Source organism: Paenibacillus sp. Dod16 (assembly GCF_049893405.1).
Taxonomy (GTDB): domain Bacteria; phylum Bacillota; class Bacilli; order Paenibacillales; family Paenibacillaceae; genus Paenibacillus_AQ.
Map to the genome: position 1 here is coordinate 89673 of NZ_JBNDYG010000029.1, position 21159 is coordinate 110831.

General features: G+C 51.3%; 16 protein-coding genes and 4 pseudogenes. All 20 read right to left on the bottom strand.

Features of this window, described 5'->3' with window-relative positions:
• Positions 1 to 256: 256 nt before the first annotated feature.
• Positions 257 to 2222: pseudogene (gene glyS / locus ACPV3A_RS21050) on the bottom strand (glycine--tRNA ligase subunit beta).
• Entirely contained in the window at positions 2215 to 3102 is an 888-nt protein-coding gene (glyQ, locus tag ACPV3A_RS21055; RefSeq protein WP_071223067.1) for a glycine--tRNA ligase subunit alpha, read from the bottom strand. The pseudogene glyS and the gene glyQ overlap by 8 nt, the downstream one beginning before the upstream one ends.
• A gap of 369 nt (positions 3103 to 3471) precedes the next feature.
• The gene (gene recO / locus ACPV3A_RS21060; RefSeq protein WP_194541641.1) at positions 3472 to 4227 is read right to left on the bottom strand and encodes a DNA repair protein RecO; all 756 of its coding nucleotides are present in this window, start codon (positions 4225 to 4227) and stop codon (positions 3472 to 3474) included.
• A gap of 36 nt (positions 4228 to 4263) precedes the next feature.
• Positions 4264 to 4404, bottom strand: a complete 141-nt coding sequence (locus ACPV3A_RS21065) for a YqzL family protein (RefSeq protein ID WP_074961956.1) — start codon at positions 4402 to 4404, stop codon at positions 4264 to 4266.
• A 138-nt stretch (positions 4405 to 4542) separates the two neighbouring features.
• On the bottom strand, positions 4543 to 5445 hold the full coding sequence (gene era / locus ACPV3A_RS21070; protein WP_071222943.1) for a GTPase Era: 903 nt from the start codon (positions 5443 to 5445) through the stop codon (positions 4543 to 4545).
• Positions 5446 to 5519: 74 nt separating this feature from the next.
• The gene (cdd, locus tag ACPV3A_RS21075; protein ID WP_071222942.1) at positions 5520 to 5927 is read right to left on the bottom strand and encodes a cytidine deaminase; all 408 of its coding nucleotides are present in this window, start codon (positions 5925 to 5927) and stop codon (positions 5520 to 5522) included.
• Between the two features lie 19 nt (positions 5928 to 5946).
• Positions 5947 to 6330: a diacylglycerol kinase family protein gene (locus ACPV3A_RS21080; protein WP_071222941.1), complete on the bottom strand. Its 384-nt coding sequence runs from the start codon at positions 6328 to 6330 to the stop codon at positions 5947 to 5949.
• Entirely contained in the window at positions 6330 to 6827 is a 498-nt protein-coding gene (gene ybeY, locus ACPV3A_RS21085; protein ID WP_426200987.1) for an rRNA maturation RNase YbeY, read from the bottom strand. The genes ACPV3A_RS21080 and ybeY overlap by 1 nt, the downstream gene beginning before the upstream one ends.
• A 2-nt stretch (positions 6828 to 6829) precedes the next feature.
• Positions 6830 to 9116: pseudogene (locus ACPV3A_RS21090) on the bottom strand (HD family phosphohydrolase).
• A gap of 14 nt (positions 9117 to 9130) precedes the next feature.
• Complete coding sequence (locus ACPV3A_RS21095; RefSeq protein ID WP_113060209.1) at positions 9131 to 10102, bottom strand: PhoH family protein; 972 nt, start codon at positions 10100 to 10102, stop codon at positions 9131 to 9133.
• A 6-nt stretch (positions 10103 to 10108) separates the two neighbouring features.
• Positions 10109 to 11304: pseudogene (yqfD, locus tag ACPV3A_RS21100) on the bottom strand (sporulation protein YqfD).
• Positions 11301 to 11594, bottom strand: coding sequence for a sporulation protein YqfC (gene yqfC / locus ACPV3A_RS21105; protein WP_071222936.1), 294 nt, complete (start codon positions 11592 to 11594; stop codon positions 11301 to 11303). The pseudogene yqfD and the gene yqfC overlap by 4 nt, the downstream one beginning before the upstream one ends.
• Positions 11595 to 11788: 194 nt before the next feature.
• The gene (locus tag ACPV3A_RS21110; protein ID WP_194541637.1) at positions 11789 to 12358 is read right to left on the bottom strand and encodes a hypothetical protein; all 570 of its coding nucleotides are present in this window, start codon (positions 12356 to 12358) and stop codon (positions 11789 to 11791) included.
• 18 nt (positions 12359 to 12376) lie between these two features.
• A complete protein-coding gene (gene floA / locus ACPV3A_RS21115) occupies positions 12377 to 13378 on the bottom strand; it encodes a flotillin-like protein FloA (protein ID WP_071222934.1) in 1002 nt (333 codons plus the stop codon).
• 94 nt (positions 13379 to 13472) lie between these two features.
• Positions 13473 to 14834 (bottom strand): NfeD family protein, encoded by a 1362-nt coding sequence (locus ACPV3A_RS21120; protein ID WP_194541636.1) that lies wholly within the window; start codon positions 14832 to 14834, stop codon positions 13473 to 13475.
• 260 nt (positions 14835 to 15094) lie between these two features.
• A complete protein-coding gene (locus ACPV3A_RS21125; protein WP_006209020.1) occupies positions 15095 to 15535 on the bottom strand; it encodes a GatB/YqeY domain-containing protein in 441 nt (146 codons plus the stop codon).
• 16 nt (positions 15536 to 15551) lie between these two features.
• Positions 15552 to 15725 (bottom strand): 30S ribosomal protein S21, encoded by a 174-nt coding sequence (gene rpsU / locus ACPV3A_RS21130; protein ID WP_005547957.1) that lies wholly within the window; start codon positions 15723 to 15725, stop codon positions 15552 to 15554.
• Positions 15726 to 15909: 184 nt separating this feature from the next.
• Positions 15910 to 16269: a histidine triad nucleotide-binding protein gene (locus ACPV3A_RS21135; protein ID WP_071222932.1), complete on the bottom strand. Its 360-nt coding sequence runs from the start codon at positions 16267 to 16269 to the stop codon at positions 15910 to 15912.
• A gap of 272 nt (positions 16270 to 16541) precedes the next feature.
• Positions 16542 to 19991 carry an AAA family ATPase gene (locus ACPV3A_RS21140; protein ID WP_426200996.1) on the bottom strand — a complete coding sequence of 1150 codons (3450 nt, stop codon included), beginning with the start codon at positions 19989 to 19991 and terminating at the stop codon, positions 16542 to 16544.
• Positions 19992 to 21111, bottom strand: a pseudogene (locus ACPV3A_RS21145) (exonuclease SbcCD subunit D).
• Positions 21112 to 21159 lie beyond the last annotated feature (48 nt).

Below are 21159 nucleotides of genomic sequence, written 5' to 3' on the forward strand. Positions count from 1 at the left end.
AAAATCCTTCTTCTAAGAAAAACGTCTATCGTCGTACTTTCACAGAAGACAGACCGCGTATAGCGGAAGTTTTTCTTGCGAGATAAGGATGGTAAGCCTCTGAAGCTTATACCTTCTTATCTCTTCAAATAAACAATGACCCAGCACTTGCTTGATTCAGGCCGTTCATAGCGAAAGCGCCATCCCGTGCATAACCGCGGGCTGTCGCTTTCACTGAACAATGCATTATACCATTAGTAAAATCATGCTGTCACTACTACCACACCAATTTCGTGAAATCGGCGTATCGCTTCAAATCTCCATCGATACCGGAGAGCAGTGCGAGACGATTGGCCCGAACCGCTTCATCCTCTGCCATGACCATTACGGAGTCGAAGAATCCGGTAATCGGTTCTTTGAGTCCACCCAGCAAGGACAATGAACGTTCGCCGTCAGCAGCTTGCAGCGCAGCATGATAATCGTCGCGAATCGCGTTCCAAGCTTCGTACAGCTTGCCTTCTTCCGTTTCCGTAAACAATTCAGGATTGACAGCAGCCTTGCCGGCCTTGGCAGCCAAATTGCTAACCCGGTTGAAGGATTCTACCGTCGTTTTGAAGTCTTGGACATGATCGACAGCATCCATCAGCGCATGACCGCGGGATACAACCGACACCACATGATCAAATCCTGCGGTAATTACGGCATCCACCACATCATAACGCTGATCTTCGGACAGAAGCTTCTTCACGCGAAGTCCGAAGAATTCTTTAAGGTCCTTACGGATTTCGTCCGTCGAGCGTTTCAATACGCGAATGTTCTCGTGAACCTCCAGGGCCACACCGAAGACATCCGATAACGTTACCGGGAGTTTGTGCTCCAGGATAATCTGAACGATGCCCGCCGCCTGACGGCGCAGCGCGTAAGGGTCCTGGGAGCCTGTCGGAATGATGCCGATGGAGAAGCAGCCCACGATCGTGTCGATTTTATCCGCAATGCTCACGATGGATCCGACCGAGGTGGAAGGCACCGCGTCACCGGCGAAGCGAGGCTGGTAATGCTCAAACACCGCTTTGGCCACCTGCTCCTTCTCACCGGCTTTTCTTGCGTAATCCTCACCCATTACACCCTGCAGTTCAGGGAATTCGTAAACCATCTGGGTCACCAGATCGAATTTGCAAATATCGGCCGCACGACTCGATGCTCTCCAGCTTCGATAGGGCGTCTTTGATCTGAAGCTTCTGATCTTCCTCATAGAAGAATTTCGCGTCCGACAAACGGGCTCGCAGCACCTTCTCATTTCCTCTAGCGATAACGTCCAGGGAACGGCTGTCCCCGCTGCGCACCGTGACAAAGAACGGAAGCAATTGTCCTTGCTTATCCAGCACAGGGAAATACCGCTGGTGCTCACGCATGGAAGTAATCAATACTTCCTGCGGAATATGGAGGAATGAGGAGTCGAATGATCCGTACAGCACGGTTGGCGTCTCTACAAGGAATAATACCTCTTCAAGCAAATCATCCTTGATGGCGATATTCCAATCTTTCTCTTGGGCCAATGCCTGGATCTGCGACACAATCATCTCTTGGCGTTCATTCACGTCCACGATGACATGCTGCTCGCGCAATACGTCGCGATAAGCCGATGCCTCAGGAATAACGGCCTCTCCGCCAAGGAAACGATGTCCACGGGTCACGTTCCCAGCTTTCACGCCCGTAATTTCCAGATCTATGGTCTCACTGCCGAGCAGAGCGACCATCCACTTAATCGGACGAACGAATTTAAATTCGTGCGCGCCCCAGCGCATATTTTTCGGGAAGGTCATCGAAGTCAAAATGCCAAGTAGTCCTTCAGGCAGGATCGACTTCGTATCCACCCCGACACTGTTTTTCGTCACATAGATATACTCTACCCCGCCGAGCTCCTTAAACGTAAAACTCTCGGGATCAACGCCCTGGCTTTTTGCAAAACCAAGCGCTGCCTTGCTCCACTGTCCGCTATCATCCAACGCGATCTTGCGGGAAGGCCCCTTCACTTCCTCGCTGACGTCTTCTTGTTTATCCGCAACGTTCTGTACCCATACCGCCAAGCGGCGCGGCGTAGCATATGCCGTTACTTCTCCATGCCCGATTCTGGAAGCATCCAGCCATTTGACCAATTTGTCCTGAAGCTGTTCCATCGCGGCGCGCAGAAATCTCGCCGGGACTTCTTCCAGACCGATTTCAAACAATAAATCCTTAGACATGGTCTGCGCCCCCTTTCTTAATCAGCGGGAAGCCCAGCTTCTCGCGCTCTTCCAAATACGTGGCTGCAACCTGACGAGCCAGGTTTCGCACGCGCATAATGTATCCCGTTCTCTCCGTTACGCTGATCGCGCCTCTGGCATCCAGCAGGTTAAACGTGTGGGAGCATTTTAGAACATAGTCGTACGCCGGAAATACCAAATTTTGGTTCATCGCTTTATTCGCTTCTTCTTCATACATGTTAAACAGCGTAAACAGCATTTTAACGTCGGACACTTCAAAAGTGTACTTCGAATGCTCGAATTCCGGCTGATGGAATACGTCTCCATAGGTGATGCCGTCTACCCACTCCAGATCAAACACATTCTCTTTATCCTGGATATAGGATGCAAGACGCTCCATACCATAGGTAATCTCTACAGCGACTGGACTTGCGTCGATGCCGCCAACCTGCTGGAAGTACGTAAACTGCGTAATTTCCATACCATCCAGCCAAACTTCCCAGCCAAGGCCCCATGCACCAAGCGTCGGCGCTTCCCAATTGTCCTCAACAAAACGGATGTCATGATCGAGCGGATTGATGCCAAGACGCTTCAAGCTCTCCAAATACAGCTCTTGAATATTGTCCGGTGAAGGTTTCAAAATGACCTGAAATTGGTGATGCTGATACAGACGGTTCGGATTCTCTCCATAACGGCCGTCAGCCGGGCGACGGGAAGGCTCCACATAAGCCACATTCCAGGGCTCGGGTCCGATCGAACGCAAATACGTCATCGGATTCATTGTACCTGCACCCTTTTCCGTGTCGTACGGCTGCACGATGATACAATTCTGTTCCGCCCAAAATTGCTGCAGCGTCAAAATCATCTGCTGGAAATTCATGATTTTTAGCTCCTTTACATTCTTTTTCAAATTCATTCCACCATGCCTATCGATTCTCTGTACAACAAAAAGCTCTCGCCCTACGCCTGTTGTACAGACATAGGGACGAGAGCTGTAGCTTCCCGCGGTTCCACCCTACTTGGCCCTGCTGCGTCGCAGACATAATCTTAGTCTTCAGCGATCAGCAAAGCCCACTTTATCGTTTCATCATGCTCCCGGGTGCCCTGTTCATGAATATCTCCTACCAGGCTTCCACCACCCCCGGCTCGCTTTCACGGATCGACTATTCACTACTTTCCCGTTCAATGCATGTCAGTATTCAAAAAACTAATAAACTGATAAATATAATACCTCATTCTATATCTTACGTCAAATATCATACTTGTCCATTTGATCCAAAAAATTTTGCGATTTCAAACGCAGCCCAAGCTGCATATCCATCAAAGCTCGCATAACCTTTTTGAGCTCGGCCTTCGTTTCGTCCTTCACATCCACATTGCCCAACCGTCTTAAATCCAGCCGTCCAAACAGGCGCAGCAGCTTCAGCGTTCTGGGCGAGATCGCCATTGCCGGCGGATCCAGATGTTTGCAGTAACGGCACAGGACGCCGCCAAGGCGGGGACTCACCAGCATATCCTCGTCTTTTCTGGATTGATTGCATGAAATGCAAACATCCAGCTCCGGCCCGTACCCTGCCGCTTGCAAAATTTTCATCTCATACAGATTGATGATAATTTGGGGATCCTTATCCTCCTGAAGGGCTTCCAGGCAGGCTTTGAGCTGATGAAACCAAAAAGCGCCCGTCTCCTCATCCTGCAGCACCCGATCCAAGAGCTCGCAGGCATAAGAAGCATAGGCGGCTTTGATAAGATCCTCCCTGAGCCCGTGGTGAGATTCCATAATCTCACCGGCGTTCAAATTGCCGAGCCCGGTACCATTCCGGAAGAACACATATTCTCCATAAGTAAACAGCTGCGTCAGAGCAGCATGACGGCTTTTCACCTTCTTGGCTCCTCTGACCAGCACGCCTACCTTGCCCGATTCTTTGGTGCAAAGTGTAATGATTTTGTTCCCTTCGCCGTAGTCCATGCTGCGGATGACGATCCCTTCCGCCCGATATAGCATGCGCTTTCCCCCAACCATTCCTGGAACAACCAATGATTACTCGTCTTCTTCATGCGGGGCCGCCTCATCTTCAACGGATGCAGCTGTAAGAACCGACTCACCCTCGGTTTCCTTATACAGCAAATACGCATCGACATCTCCAGTCATCGCAAAATACTTCCACGAAAAATCTCGCATTCGTATTCATCCTCTCTTCGGAAATGGCGTTTCGCATCTACGAAAATTAGGATGTGCGCCTAGAGCAGATTTATGAAATGCAATTGTTGGCAGGCGGCTGCCGTGTATGATTTGCCTCGAATTTGCACAGCGGCTCTATTATTCCCCACGGTGAAATCCGAGATCGCGAAGAACGCGTTCTTGGTTACGCCAATCTTTTTTAACTTTAACCCAGAGCTCCAAGAAAATCTTGGACCCAAGCAGTCTTTGAATGTCCTGACGGGCTTGTCTGCCAACCTCTTTTAACAGAGCACCCTGCTTGCCGATAATGATACCCTTTTGGGAGTCGCGTTCCACAAAAATCACGGCTGAAATATATACGGTTCCGTTCTCCTCCACCCGCATATCCTCAATCGTAACCGCAATGGAGTGAGGAACTTCCTCTCTTGTCATGTGCAAAATTTTCTCGCGAATCAGCTCTGCGCACACGAACTGCTCCGGATGATCCGTCACTTGGTCTTCAGGATAATACTGCGGGCCTGGAGGCAAGTACTTCTGAATTTGTTCAAGAAGCGTGTCGACATTGTTGCCGAGCTTGGCGGAAATCGGGACGATCTCTGCAAAATCATGCAGCTTCCGATACTGCTCAATCAGTGGGAGCAGAGCGGGCGGCTCAATCTTATCGATTTTGTTCATGACCAGGATGATCGGAGTCTTGATCTTCTGCAGCTGCTCGGCGATGTAACGGTCTCCCCCGCCGATGCCCTCGGAAGCGTCTACCAGAAACAACGCGGCTTCAACCTCACCCAGCGTGCTTAAAGCGGTCTGGTTCATGTAATCCCCAAGCTTGGATTGACGTTTATGAATGCCCGGTGTATCCAGAAAAACCACTTGGGATTCGTTGGTCGTATAAACGCCATGAATTTTATTTCTTGTTGTTTGCGGTTTGTCCGACATGATGGCAATCTTTTGACCGATCACCTGGTTCATCAGCGTTGATTTCCCTACATTCGGTCTACCGATAATAGCCACAAACCCGGACTTAAATTGTTTTTTTTGCATACCATTCCTCCGCTACTGTCCTGTATCTACATGTTGTTTCTGAAACCTTGGTTCGATCCTGTTCAATTGCAAACTTACTGTTTGTTTAAATCCCAAGGACCAAACGCGCCCGGCAGCAGTTCACTGACGGTCGTTTCCTTGATGTCACCCTTCATATTCCCCATGATCACCTTCATATCGGGTTTACACAGCTCCACCAGCACTTGCCGGCATACCCCACACGGCGTGCACGGGCCATCTGTATCAGCAACGATGGCAATCGCCTGGAAGCTCCCTGCTTCATGACCATCGGCAATCGCACGGAACAATGCCGTGCGTTCAGCGCAATTGGTAGGACCGTATGCGGCATTCTCAACATTACACCCAAGATGTACCTCTCCGCGCGAATCGAGCAGAGCCGCCCCTACACCAAATGTTGAATAGGGTATGTAAGCCCGCGTACGTGCTTTAATCGCTTCCTGCATTAACAATCCTGCATCCATATCCAGTTCCTCCTAATGTTCAACTTGTCATTGATTGTATCCATTCCCATACCGGTTCATAGAAGACCAGAATGCCAATTACGACGGCAAACACCGCTGCAACTAACGCTGCACCGGCTGCTGTGTCCTTAGCCACCCGAGCTAAAACATGTTCTTCTGGCGAGATCAGATCGATAATGGCCTCTACCGCAGTATTCACCAGCTCCGCGATAAATACGAGGGCAATCGCCAATACCAAAAACAACCAGCTCATTCGGTCCAATTGCAGCAAAGCTGCTGCGATGAATACAATCAAGGCAGCAGCAATGTGGATTTTCATATTGCGTTCCGTTTGTACAGCCGTCAAGATGCCGCGGATCGCGCACCCAAATGCCCTGTATAACGATTGTCTGTGCGGCTTCACTATCTTGTCAATCCTACTTCTGCAAGTACAGCCTCCTGCTTGCCCATCATTTCCGCTTCGCTCGCCTCATCCTGATGATCATATCCGAGCAAATGCAGAAATCCGTGAACAAACAGAAAACCGAGTTCCCGTTCCAAGGAATGACCGTATTCTTCGCTTTGCAGCTTCGCCCGAGGGACCGAGATAATGATATCACCCAGAACATCCGGCACGCTCTCCAGTTCTTCTCCTTCTTCAAGCTCATAAATGATCTCGAGCTCATCGTTCGTAAGCTCATTCATCGCAAAGGAGAGGACGTCGGTCGGACGATCGATTCCCCGGTACTCCCGGTTCAATTCATGGATCTGTTTATCATCGACGAAAGTCAGATCAACCTCGCCGTCGGTAACGCCTTCAGCCTCTCCGGCCTTCTGAAGAATCACTTCAAGCAAGGCGATCAAATCCTCGCTAATCTGAAAATCCTCTTGTTCATTATTCCATGCCAGCTGCAGGCTCATTCTTATACGCTCCTTCTCTGTTCCTCACTCGTTGCCGATGTCTCGGAAGCGGTCGGGTTATCACCATTTGGCGCTGTCGGCTTGGGACGCTTCACATCCTCAGGATACTCGATCCGGGAATGGAAAATCCCCATCACCGTTTCCTTTAATGTCCAGTTCCTTCATCGTTAAATCGCAATCATTAAACTGGTGGTCATCCAGGCGGCCTTTGATGATCTTCTCGATCATCGATTCAACCTGTTCCACCGTCGGTTTACGCAATGAACGAACAGCCGCTTCCACGCTGTCGGCTATGCCGACAATCGCGGATTCCTTGGATTGAGCCTTCGGCCCTGGATAACGGAAATCATCTTCGGTGAAATCCAGTTCTATGCTCTGCTCCTCCGCCTGGCGAACCGCTTTATGATAAAAATAGTGTAAAAACGTTGTGCCATGATGCTGCTCTGCGATATCTCGTATCGGTTTAGGCAGCTTGTACTCCTTGAGCATTTCCACGCCATCCCTTGCGTGTGCAACGATAATGGATTTGCTCAGCTTCGGTTCAATGGAGTCATGCGGGTTCTCCATATTGTTCTGATTCTCGATAAAATAGATCGGACGCTTGGTTTTTCCAATATCATGATAGTAGGATCCGACGCGGCACAGCAGTCCGTTGGCGCCAATCGCTTCCGCCGCCGCTTCGGACAAGTTTCCGACCATGACACTGTGATGATAAGTGCCCGGCGTCTCCGTCAACAGTTTACGGAGCAGCGGATGGTTCGGGTTCGATAATTCAACCAGCTTCAGTGCCGACAGAATACCGAAGGTGACTTCGAAGAACGGCATTAATCCGATGACCAGGATGGCCGTCAGCAATCCGCCCGCGATCGCAAAACCGATCGAATACAGCGTTTCACTCGTGGTCCACGTATCGTTATTTAGCAGCAGCATGATAAACACGATCAATGCGCCAAATAGAGAAGCCATAATGCCGCCCTTCAGCATCGTCGACCGCTGGCTCGCGCGGTGAATCGAGAAGATCGCCACGCAGGAAGTCACGGCTGCGAATAACCCGAATTTGAAGTCAAACAATTCGCCCTGGACATTCAATATGACACTTGCCATGATGCTGAAAATGATGACGCTGAAATAGGCCAGCGAGGTTTCCAGCAGCAGGGTAACCAGAATCGCGCCAATCGCAACAGGCGCAAGATATCCAACATACATCTGGGAATCGCTTTGCAGAAATGCGGTCAAATGCATCGGAATCAGCGTGATCACATACACCAGGACCAGCATTAACAGCTGCGAGTTGTTGTATTTAAATTTGCCAGGTTCCGACTGTCTTATGAAAGTCAGTATGCCCAGCGACAGCAGGACAGACAGGAGAAGAACTCCCAGCTCCGGCCAGTAATTAATATCGTCCTTCAGCAGGCCATTTTTACCAAGCAGCTCGTACAGCTCCGGCGTGATAAGCTGACCCTTCGCCACGAGGATATCCCCTTGTTTAATATAGACAGGGTCTGCTTCTTCACGGGCTGCAACCTTGGCTTCCTTCGTCGCCACCTCGTCCAAAAACTTATTAGGCGTAATAGCTAAACGAGCCAATTCTTGAACGACTTCCCTGGCTGTACGATCATCCAGGTTGCTTGTACTTACCATCTCTGGAACCCGTGCTCTACCCGTTTGCGCATCTACCATTTCATTCAAGATCAGCCTGGAAACGATATCACGAGCGGTTGATTTCATTTGAGGAATATCCTCCAAATTCAATCGCGGTATCTTAATAAAAGTTTCCTCTGGAATCTGATAGGTTTGTTCCTCAATGGCTTGACGCATTTCTTCCAGCAGTTCCGGGGAATATGCTTCGTTTGTACTGTTTGCAGACAGGTAATTTCGTACAAATTGCTCTGCTCTCTGCGGAATTTCAACTCGGTAAATACCGATTTTTTCCTGAGTAGATACGTCTACATCCTGATTAAGCTGTTCAATTCTGTCCAGAATCTGGGAAACCAGAACATCACTCCGAAGAGGGATATAGGAGTAAACGGGTTGAACGGCTTCCGCCTTTTGCTCCTGCGCCTGAAGCGTTGCCTTGCTGTCCTCAATTTGCACGGGAGACACAATGTTTTTTTCGCTTTTCGTATTAACCTGGATGTCATAGCGTTCCGGCAAAAGCTTGGATGCTAGACTGATATAAAATAGCAACGCAAGCAGCAAAAACAGAATATAGCGTGTTGCCACGCTATATTTCCATCCGCTGTTTTTACCCCATATGGACTTGTCCGTCGATGGTTCTTTGGAGGCCATTGCGACAATCCCCTTTAATCTTGGTTTTCTGCTGCTTTATCATAAGCGACGATAATTTTTTGTACTAAAGAGTGACGTACAACATCCTGTTCGGCAAAATAGACGAATCCGACTTCCTCAATACCGCTTAATATCGTTTTAGCTTCGATAAGTCCTGATTTCTTGCCCCGCGGCAGGTCAATCTGGGTCACGTCCCCTGTAATGACCATCTTCGAGCCGAATCCAAGCCGTGTCAGAAACATCTTCATCTGTTCCGGCGTGGTGTTCTGTGCTTCGTCCAAAATAATAAATGAATCATCCAGCGTCCGCCCGCGCATGTAAGCAAGCGGCGCAATTTCAATCAACCCACGCTCCAGCGCCTTGGCCGTTTGATCCGGGCCCATAACATCGTATAAGGCATCGTACAGCGGTCTGAGGTAAGGATCAACCTTCTCCTGCAGATCACCCGGCAGGAAGCCTAGACTCTCTCCGGCCTCTACTGCCGGCCTTGTCAGAATGATCCGTTTGACGGATCCTTCCTTCAGCGCGGCAACAGCCAGAACGACGGCCAAGTAGGTTTTCCCTGTTCCGGCAGGACCGATACCGAATACAACATCCCGCTTTTTGATGGTGGTCACATAGTGCTTCTGACCGATGGTTTTTACACGAATAGGCTTGCCCTTGAAGGTTGTCGTGATTTCGCCCTTGTACAGATCCAGCAATTGATCAGCTCTCAGATCCTTGGCGAGTTCTACAGCATAAAGGATATCACGTTCGGTCAAAATGTAGCCGTTGCGCACAAGCTGGAGCAGCACTTCAAACAGCTGCTGAAGACTCTCCACATTTCGATGTTGCCCACGAATCGTGATGACCGCTTCCCGTGAATCTATCGTCGCAGGAATTTCTTTTTCGATTAATTTCAGAAATGTATCTTGTGGTCCGAATAATGACAGACCTTCTGACGCGCTTTGAAGTAAAATTTGAATGCTGGTCGTTTGCTGTGACAAATAGCCTCATTCTCCTTGATCGTATACTATGGGAAGTTCTTTCGCGATGGTCTCTTCCACCTCAAAAAGCACTTTCATATAAACTTTACCATTCTCTTTCTTATCATGCAAAATTTTTTGGCTTACAAATCTCGAATCGGTCCCATATTTCGCCAAAATATCCCGGCGTGCCCCCTCGATTCCCTCTTTTTTCGCTTCATCCTCGCTTATGGTCCGCTGCACCTCGGTAACCTCCATGATTTTTTCCGTCATCCAGCCCAGCGGAAGCACGCGCGTCCTCCACGTAAGCGGATCATAGAAGGTCAAGGTCTCCTGCTGCGAAAACGGAATATCCCCGTATCCCCACAGCTGGACGGCCCGATCGCCAAATACGATATACGAACGCTTCTTTCCTTCCCCCGTATACACCTTATGGGTCTTCACCAATGGGATTTCGATATCGTATTCATGCCATACAAGGCCTTTCACTTCCCCTTTGGCTACAATTCGTTCCGAATTTTCCTCGTCCCCAAGGACACCGGAAATCAGAATGTCGCCTTTCTTCACCCGGCTGTTAATCCCTACTTTAGGGACCCCCTTCTCGGCGTAAATATGGGTGATCACAGCGTCCTGCGTACTGATTAGATGCCTCGGACTCTGGAGCGGCGGTTTCTCCGGTACGGCCGCCTCTACGATCTGTATGCGAATGCGCGCGTCCCGTTGCGTTCCACCCCTACCCATGAAGTCCCCGGGAGGCGGGCGGTCATATTCCCGGACAGCTTGTCCATCGATTGCAGCTTGAATATCCATTGAAACGGATAAATGCCTTCCAACTTGGCCGCATCAAGCACATCCTCCGAAGCGATCGTTTCATTCCCCTCGACTTCCACGTTCCACACCATCGAGGAAAGCGTGAGCAGGATCATAAAAAACGCAACAACGCCGATAACAAACGCTTTGCGTTTCAACACGCGGCGGGCTTTGAAGGGGTATCCGTAACGCCCCTTGATCCGCGTACGGCAGCCTGTCCGTTTTAACAGTGGACGGAGCCCTTTGAAATCCTTCAGCAGCAGCTTAAGCTCTGCTGAGTAGGCCCCTGTCGGTGTTACATCCCAAACCGGAATCCCCGCCTCCGCCAATGAATTGATGAATGCTTCCACATGCTCACCGCGAACAGCGAGCTTCACATATCCTCGAAGATGGATCATCGTCGGAATTTTCACGGTTTCTCCCCCGTTCCTATGTATTGAATATGATGAATGGTGCCAATGATGGTCACTTCATGGCTTTGAATAGCCTGAATCGCAAGTCCGGTCCCCGAAATCTCCAAAGACCCCTGCGTTAAAGACAACACAAGTCGTTCCTCGGAAAAATGCCGGACTCCGCGATGATTTTCGATATGCAGCTCTTTATTGCCAATCAGGGTCAACCGCGGCAAATCAAATAACAGGTCCTGTGGCAAATCAAGCATTTCTTGGGTCCATTTCTGCAGCTTGCGGCTGATGCGGGACATATGGAGACTTTCCCCCTTCCTGTACTGTACACCTTATGCCCCAGAAAGCCGTTTTATGAGATCAAAAGTAAAAAGACCGCCCCGTCAAAAAAATCCGACAAGGCGGTCTCCCGCTTCTATGAATCTATGAATTGTATTTTTACGCATATCTTATTCAAGTAATCGGGTCGAATGTCCCTTAAGAAACCGCCAAATTAACGACGAGGATTCATGGGGCGCTTGGCACGCGGAGTTCCCAGAATTTCGGCCCAAACAATGCCGTTTCGAGCTTGCTCTGCAAGAAACGATCCACTGCCCCTGGACTGTTCATGATCTTCATCCCGGCTTTCGACAACCGTTTCAGGTAATGCGATGGTCATCCGGTTCAAATTCGAGTGAATTCGGTTCAAATCCTTCTCCATCATCTCGAGTCTATGATCTATGCTGTCAGGTCGAGACCTCATCTCTTCCTCACGTCTGGCTCGGTCAATCTCTTGATGTTCAAGAGAGTATCCGTTGCCGGTATCCATTTCTTCTTCATCCATCCGCTCGATCCGGGTGCTTTCCTGAACAGGTGCCGGACGGGAGACTTGCGGAGTCGTCTGTACCCGTCTTGCTTCAGGCCGCTGCTGCCCCGGTCTTGCAGGACGGTCCCCTTCGCCGCCGAAGGACGGCATACGGGGATTCTTCCCCTCCTCAGGGTTCTTCCCGCGTCTTCCGAGGGCGGAGATGATGAAGAAGCCTATAACAGCTACAATGTAAAAATTTTCGATTAACCAGCTCACTATAGGCTCACCTCATCGTTACTTGGTTTTGTTGTCTCCGGAATTGTCATTATTCTCACCCATCTTACCGAAGGAACCCCTCATCTGCGTGTCGGCTTCGATATTCTTCAGGTTCATATAATCCATCACGCCCAATTGGCCGCTGCGAAGCGCTTCAGCCATAGCCAGCGGAACTTGGGATTCCGATTCCACAACGCGTGCTCTCATCTCTACGACGCGAGCCTTCATCTCTTGCTCTTGGGCTACCGCCATCGCGCGGCGTTCTTCCGCCTTCGCCTGGGCAATACGCTTATCGGCTTCCGCCTGTTCGGTCTGCAAGTACGCGCCGATGTTTTTGCCTACATCCACGTCCGCGATATCGATGGACAGAATTTCAAATGCTGTTCCCGCGTCGAGTCCCTTGGACAAAACCGTTCTCGAAATCAGATCCGGATTTTCAAGAACATCTTTATGCGAATTACTGGAACCTACCGTCGTTACGATCCCTTCGCCGACACGAGCAATAATCGTCTCTTCGCCAGCACCCCCGACCAAACGGTCAATGTTGGCACGAACGGTAACACGAGCCTTAACCTTCACTTCAATACCGTCTCTAGCAACAGCTGCTACAACCGGTGTCTCGATAACACGCGGGTTAACGCTCATCTGAACAGCCTGCAGAACATCGCGTCCTGCCAGGTCAATCGCAGCAGCTCTTTCGAATTCGAGCGGAATATTCGCACGCTGGGCTGCAATCAAGGCATTAACCACCCGGTCAACGTTACCGCCAGCGAGATAGTGACTCTCGAGTTGGTTAATATTCAGGCCTAGACCTGCTTTTGTCGCCTTGATGAGCGGATTCACGATCCGGCTCGGCGTTACGCGCCGCAGTCGCATGGCCACCAACGTAATAATCCCGATGCGAACGCCGGAAGCGATCGCCGAGATCCAGAGCATTAACGGAAAGAAACTGAAAAACACGCTTAGCACAATGATCGCGACAACCCCGATTAGTAGTACTGGTATCAAAGAACCATCCATATTTACTTCACCCTCCATTTTTAAAATATTTACGCTTCTCACTTGAACGCTTAAACATTAGCCCTTTTAATACTACACAATTCTGTGACGAGGTTCACCCTTTTTCTTCCTCTACGACAATTCTGGTGCCGTCCGTCTTGATGACACGGACCGGACGACCGGAATCGATAAAACCTCCAAGGGTAACTACATCAAGGCGTCGTCCCTCAAGCTCCATCGTTCCAGCCGGTCGCAGCGGCGTGATCGATGTGCCGACCAGACCGATAAGTACATCCCGGTCTTCATTCGGAACATACCCCTGCTCCTTCGATAAGCTGTCACTGAGTATGAACTTCCGCCATATTCCCCGTTCCTTAAATACGAGAGCGACCACGATGATAGCCACCAGAGCACAAGCCGCCCCAATACCTAGGGACAGAGCCACATGAGACGTGCTGTAGGCCGCCATAACAACGCCGGCAATCAAGCTGGCTGATCCTATGATGCCCAGTATCCCGAAGCTTGGCACAAACAGCTCCATCGCCAGCATCACGATACCGATCACAAACAGCAGCCAGTTCTCCCAACCGGCAAATCCTGCGACCTGGTTACCGAAGAAATACAGCACAAATGCGGTCACCCCTAGAATTCCCGGCACACCAAAACCCGGAACTATCACTTCGATAATGACACCTGCAATACCGATGAAGAGCAGGAGCGCCATGACACCGGGATGCGTGAGGAAGGTAGCCAGCTTCTCTGAGAAGGTCTGCTCCATCCGAAATATGTCCTGCGTGGAGTAGTCCATCCACGTGATGACTTCTTCTGTGCTGTTCGCAATCGTATCCGCATAACCCGTCTTCAGCGCTTCATCATGCGTCAACGATATGATCTCCCCGGGTTGCTTTGTCAATCCGATGTCAGGTAGATCAATCTTCATCTTGAGATCAGCCATCCCCTTGGCAATCTCCGGATTTCGACCTGAAGCTTCAGCGGCACTCGCCATGCTTGTTTTCCACCAGGAAACCATCTTGGCATCCTCGATCGGATTCCCCCTGGCATCCACCATATAAGCCGCGCCAATCATGGTGCCTTCCGCCATGGCAATCTTGTCTGCGTTCAGCGCAATGTAACTCCCAGCAGATGCGGCATCACCCGTGATGTAAGCCACAATCGGAATATCGCTGGCCTTCATCAAGGATGCAATTTTACCCGCTTGGTCGACCAGGCCTCCCGGCGTATCAATTTCCAGGATGATCAGTCCGGCCCCCATCTTCTCGGCTTCCTTAAATCCACGCTCCATGAAGCTGGTTAAGCCGCGCTCGATCTGCTGCTTGACCGGAATGACATACACCGATCCGATGTTAGCAGCCACCGCGGATTTCATCGGACCTACATACATACCGATCGATATCAGCATCATAACGACGGCTGCCGTGAATGTCAGGAATTTGCGGATCCATAACGGTCTGCTCATCTGTTCCCCTCCTTTTCGACGTATTAAGCCATCTGTACCCCTATACTTCGACAAAACGGGTTCAGCGACCTGCCTTTTGCATAAGCATATGTATCTATCTGCCCTCATATGGTAGTTACTACGAATCAGAAACGATTTCGTTTCAAAAAGTATGCCCATCCTTAGAAAAAACCATCGCAAAGAGGCGGTTCATGAATACATCCCCCGGATAAAAAGAAAAAACACCCCTTGAGAAAACAAGGGGTGTTTCACTTATGTTGTTACAGAAATTGTTGAACAACTTGATTGACAAGCTTTCCATCTGCACGCCCTTTAACTTTCGGCATGAGAGCGCTCATTACTTTACCCATCTCGGCTTTTGAAGAAGCACCGGTTTCCTGGATGGTCTGCTGTACAATGACTTTAATTTCTTCTTCAGTAAGCTGTTCCGGGAGGTAGGCGCTTAGGAGCTCAATTTCTGCTTTTGCATCGGCGGCAAGATCGTCGCGTCCCGCTTTTTCAAATTCTTGGAGGGCATCTTTGCGCTGTTTGATTTCACGACTAAAAATATCAAGCACTTCGTTGTCATCCAAACTTCGTTTCAAATCTATTTCAAGATTTTTTATCGTCGAACGAACCATTCGAATCGTTGAGAGTTTGAACTTGTCCTTACTCTTCATCGCTTGCTTCATATCTTCGTTCAATCGTTCGCTAAGATTCATGCTAGTTCAGATCCTCCTAAAACTTTCTCTTACGAGCAGCCTCGGACTTTTTCTTGCGCTTTACGCTTGGCTTTTCATAATGCTTGCGTTTCTTCACTTCAGCCAATACGCCATCTTTAGCAATGGAACGCTTGAAGCGACGAAGTGCAGCATCAATTGTCTCGTTTTTGCGAACTTTAGTTTCAGACACCAGTTTTCCCTCCCTCCGACCAGACCGTCCAAGAGCATTAACACGGTTCATCAAACTTCATTATAGGGCAAACGGAAATAAGGTGTCAACCTTAGGCGTCTATTTTACAATAGTCTCAGGAATTGGAACAACCCCGCAGCGACGTTCCGCTGCGAGGCTGATCTATTTCTTCATTGGCCTGATGTTATGTATGCGCGGGCGAAATGCCTGTTAAAGCGCCTAAACGGCGACCGCCCATCAGATGATAGTGCACATGAAACACCGATTGTTCCCCATCAGGTCCGCAGTTGTTAATTAACCGATAACCGCTCTCCGCAATGCCCAGCTTGGCAGCGGCTTCTTTCGCCGCTTTGTGCATCTCGCCAATCAGCAGCAAATCTTCATCCTGAATATCGTTCATGGATGCGATATGCTTCTTGGGAATAATCAGAACATGAACCGGCGCCTCCGGGTTAATGTTTTGAAATACAAGCACCTTATCATTCTCGAGTACTTTCGTGGAAGGAAGCTCCCCCTCTACGATTTTACAAAAAAGACAATCCATCACGGTTACCCCTTTCATACGTTTACATGCTTTTATCATATAAGAAATTAGGCAGTGCGTCCAATGAGATGACATTAAGGCATACACAAAAAAAGAGAAGCACCACTGGAACGCAGCTGTCCAGTAAGGAGGCGCTTCATCACGAGAGCAAGGGAAAAGATTGGAATCTCTCATGATCAAGCGCCTGCCCGGTGCTTCTTAACTATGTCGGCTTATCTGTACTATAACAGCGCCATGTAGCTGTTTCCGTGATTTAGATCACATCAACCGTGCTACATTGATTCGATCGCAAGCTGCGATCCGGCTCCCGCTTGCTCCGCCGGCCGTACGACCAGCTTCCGCGGCAGACGCGCCCGAAGCTCGGGCACATGACTGATGATGCCAACGGTCAGCTTATCGGTATGGAGCCGCTCAAGCGCGGTGATGACCGTTTCCAGCAGCTCCGGATCCAGCGTGCCGAACCCTTCGTCGAGGAAAAAGAACTGCAGCGGATATTGCCCGCGCAGCTGAATCTGTGCCGAGAGTGCCAAAGCCAAGGCCAATGAGGTCAGAAATGTCTCGCCGCCCGATAACGTGGATACCGGACGCCGGACGCCGCCGTTGGCATCGTCCCGAATGACGAAGCCTCCACCGGAATCCACCTCAAGCGAATAGCGCTGCTTGGTTAAATAACGAAGACGCTGGGAAGCCGACTGACTCACCTGCATCAGCTGTTCTTCCGCAATATATTCAACAAATGCGTTTCCACGCAAGCAGGACTGCAATTTGGACAAGCGCTCGCTCTCTCGTTGAAGGTTAAGACGCTGCTCTTCCAATTCCATAAACCGGATGTGACGTTTGTTCAGGTCCTCCAAGTCACGCTCGGCTCGGGCTCTCGCCTGAAGGGCCTCCTCATCGGCTGTACGGGCCGCCTGAAGCTCGGCTGTGCACCGTTGCCACTCCTCTTCATGAAAAGGGCTCGCACCAAGCTTCTGCTCGACGTCGCGAAGCCTCAGCGTCCATTCCCGCTGTCCTTCCCGATGGGCTTTCACTAACTGTGCGCATCGTTCACTTTCTTCCGCACTTAGACAGGCTTCCAGGACGGCAAGCTCCGTAGCGAACGGTGAGGCTGCCAGCTGGTTCTCCCAGGCAAGCTTGGCAGCTTGGTGCTGCTCCTGCGCAGATCTCTCAGCCTGTTCTGCAAGAGCCGCTTCCTTGGCTGCATGCTGAGCCTTTTCTTCTGCCTTCCTGCACTCGCTTCTGGCTTGTTCAGCAGCTTCCTTCAGCAGGGTCATTCTGGACCGGCATTCTCCGAGCAGCTCTTCAGCCGACCGGTCGCCGATCCATGCCCGGAGACGCTCTTCCTTATCCTTCAGTCCATCCGCCTTTCCCTCACGCTGAGCATCCCATTGAATCAGCTGCTTCTCCAGCTCACGAAGCTGCTGCTCCAAGCGAAGGACGGCCTGCTTCTTCTCCTCAATAAATGGAACGCTGCGCTCCAGCCCTTCCTTTATGGACTCGGCTTCCGCATCCTTCTCTTGCATGAGCTGAAAACGGACGGCTGCCTCCTCCAGAGAAAAGTCCGGCTTGACTTCCTGCCAGGAGGTTAAAATGCCTTCAGCTTCAGCTTCCAGTCCTGCCAGCTGATCCCGAAGTTGGTTCCAAGTCATTTGACCATTCTCAAGCGCAGCGCTCTGTTTCATAAGCTCCTGCTGGCATGTGAAGAGGCTCTGCTGTACCTTGGAGGCTTCCGTACGGCATTGCCCGATGGCTGCAGCCTGGGTTTCGGCTGCTTTTATGAGCCATGCCGTGTCTGAAGCCAGCTTTTCTACATCGTACTGTTGATCAGCGGCTGGTATCGTTGACACTGCTGCCTCCATCCATCCTTGTTGCTCCTGCCCGGCTAGTTTGACGGCAAGCAGCTCGTCATCTGCATACGGCTCAATCTGCGAACGCGTTTGGCTTGCCAGCGCCTCCGCTTCGTTAAGCTGCCCCCGCAGGATTAATCTGGCCTCCTGGATCTGATGAGTGATCTGTGCCAGCTGATTCAGGGTCTCATCAAGATGATCTTCAGGGTGCCCTGATGAGGCAGCAGGATGAGGATGATGTTCACTTCCGCAAACCGGACAAGGAGCTCCTTCCCGAAGCTCGGCGGCGAGCGAAAGGGACAGCGCATGAAGCTGCTTGTTGCGAAGCGAGTCGCTCATCGCCTGGTTTACCTGAGCTGCCGCGGCCGCCATCCGGTCGGCAAACGACGAGGCTTCGGCTGCATCACGCTGCAAGCTGTCAGCTTGCACGGAGAGCTGTATGTAGTGCCGCTGCAATTCTTGCTCCTGCTTCTGCAGGGCAATAAGGCTTGCTTCTTGCTCCTTCAGCTTGCTCTCCTGCGATTTTAACTCGAGCTCAGCCTTTTGCTTCCGTCTGCCGGCCGACTCAAGGGCTTGGACCTTCTGCATCGCCATATGAAGCGCTTGACGCTCACCAGAGCGGATCTCAAGCCCTTTCAGCTTGGTCTGCAGCTCCTCCTGCCGCTTTTGCCCCCGTTCGAGCAGCACCTGCTCCTTCTGCAGTTGGGCAGTTACTCCATCAAGCTCTTTGCGTGCGTCCACTCGCTGTGCATCCAGCCTAATCAGTTCTTCGCGTAATCCATCACGTTCCCGCTGCAATAAAACAGCCTGCTCCAGCTGCTGCTCCCGAAGCACCAGCTTCGGCTCCTCGGCCCGAAGAGCTGCCTGGGCAGCTTCATCCGCCTTGACGGCTTGCTCGGCCGCGTTCTGAGCGGATGCGGCTTGCGCGGTGAGTCCTTCGGCAATCTGCCTCCGATGATCCCAGACCTTGCCGGATTCGCGCCAAGCTTCCAGCGCAGGAAGAACTGCGGCTGCCGCCCCTGTCAGCTCAAGCCGTCGTTCCAACTGCTTCATCTCTTCCTCATGAAGGGCAAGTTCATCCAGCTTCCCTTGGAGCCGCCGTTTTTCCATATCCAACTCACGGATTTTCCCCATAGCTTCATGGGCTTCGATGGCGGCCTGGAGAAGATTCCGTGATGACGCCGCGTGTTTCTTGGCTTCTTCCAGCACCGTAGTCGCTTCCGCCAGAGCTTCTTTGCCTGCACTGCCCAGCCCTTGCTGTTCAGCTTCGACGGATTTCAGCGAACCCTCTGTATCCTTCACGCGGCGGCTGAGCTTGATCGCAAGCTGGTCTCCGTACCGTTCCAAATGAAACAGCCGCTGAAGCATCTGCCGACGCTCACTCCCCTTCAGGGAGAGGAATTCAGCAAACTTACCTTGAGGAAGAACGACTGCACGGGTGAAATCATCCATTTTAAGTCCGATTTTCTCTTCTACGCAGCGGGTGACTTCGGCCAGTTTATCCGCCATCACCTGATCCCCATCGGGGGTAACTTGGATAAACCGACTCACCGTATTGCTGATGGAGAGCTCATTGACCCGTTTGAATCGGCGCTCTACCCGGTATCGCTCCAGTCCGGCAGCGGAGGACAACTCAAACGTAAAAGAGACGGACAAGCTGTCCTCCGAATGGTTCATGATGCCCTGGGTTCCGTTAACCGCACGCTCCACCTTTCCGTACATGGCTAGAGTAATAGCATCCAGCAGTGTGGATTTCCCGCTTCCCGTCGGTCCGAAAATACCGAAGAGTCCGGTTTCGCACAACGTCTCAAAATCAATCTCCTGCGGTTCTCGATAACTCTGCAGTCCGGATAATTTCAACAAGATCGGTTTCATCTACGACTTCACCTCCGTCCCGTCAGGCTCCTCTTCCTCTACAAGCTCCAGAAACAAATCGACCAGATGATCCTCGGGCTCCGCCCCGCCGGTTTGCCGCTGGTAGAACTTTCGGAACAGGTCCGGCAGCGGCAGCCGGGAGCGCTCACTCTCCAGCTCCAGCGCCTCCATCTCCGGGTAAACCGGACGAATGTGAACAATGCCGTCCCTGCTCTTTCGAAGTCGCTGAATGTCGGCAAGCCCCATGGCCTCCGTTAGGGATACCTCCAGATCTATGAATGCTTCAGGATCACGCCCCTCATCCAGCCACCGATACACTTCTTCCAGGCCGCCTTTGGCCTTCCAGCGCACAAGCGGGCGGCCGCTGCTAATAAACAGCTCCTCGATCACGGGGGCTCCTCCTGGCGATACGTCAACCAGGGTCACCGATTTGGCCTGTCCCGCTTCCGAGAAGCTATAGGCCAGCGGTGAACCGCTGTAGCGGATGATCCCCTCCCCTTTTACTGCCTGAGAACGATGCAGGTGGCCAAGGGCCGTGTAGGATGCACCTACAGAAAGTGCCAACGGGTCAACCGTGTACGCTCCACCGACCTGAATCGGTCGCTCGGAATCGCTCTCGACGCCGCCAAGCACATAGATATGGCTCATGGCCAGATTGACCGTCTGCGGAGAAAAATCCCTCGCCATCTTCCTCATCAGTTGTCCGACTCTCTCGCTATAGGCACGGCGGAGCTGATCCTCATCTCCATCGATCGAAAGCAGCTCATTGAGCCTGGCCTCCGACGGATAAGGGAGTGCCGCAATCTTGGCCGTTTCTCCGGTACGTGCCGCTGCAACCGTAACCGCATCGGCAACAGGTGTCCCGATCAGCGTTATGCCTCTGGTTGCAACAAGCGGCGTGACCGATGCAACCCGTTCCGGTTGATCGTGGTTGCCTGCAATGACCACCATGGGGCGCCCCCCCTCCGTAAGCCTGGCGGCCGCATCGTAGAACAACTGCTCTGCTGCCGCAGGCGGATTTACGGAATCGCTCATCCAGAAAGCGCTCCTGCTCGGCAAGCCTGCTCCGGCCTTCGAGCGTGCGTCCCAGATGCCAGTCTCCGGTATGCAAAATACGCATCGCTAATCTCCTCTCCCGCTTCAAACTTCTATATCAAATCAATAGAAT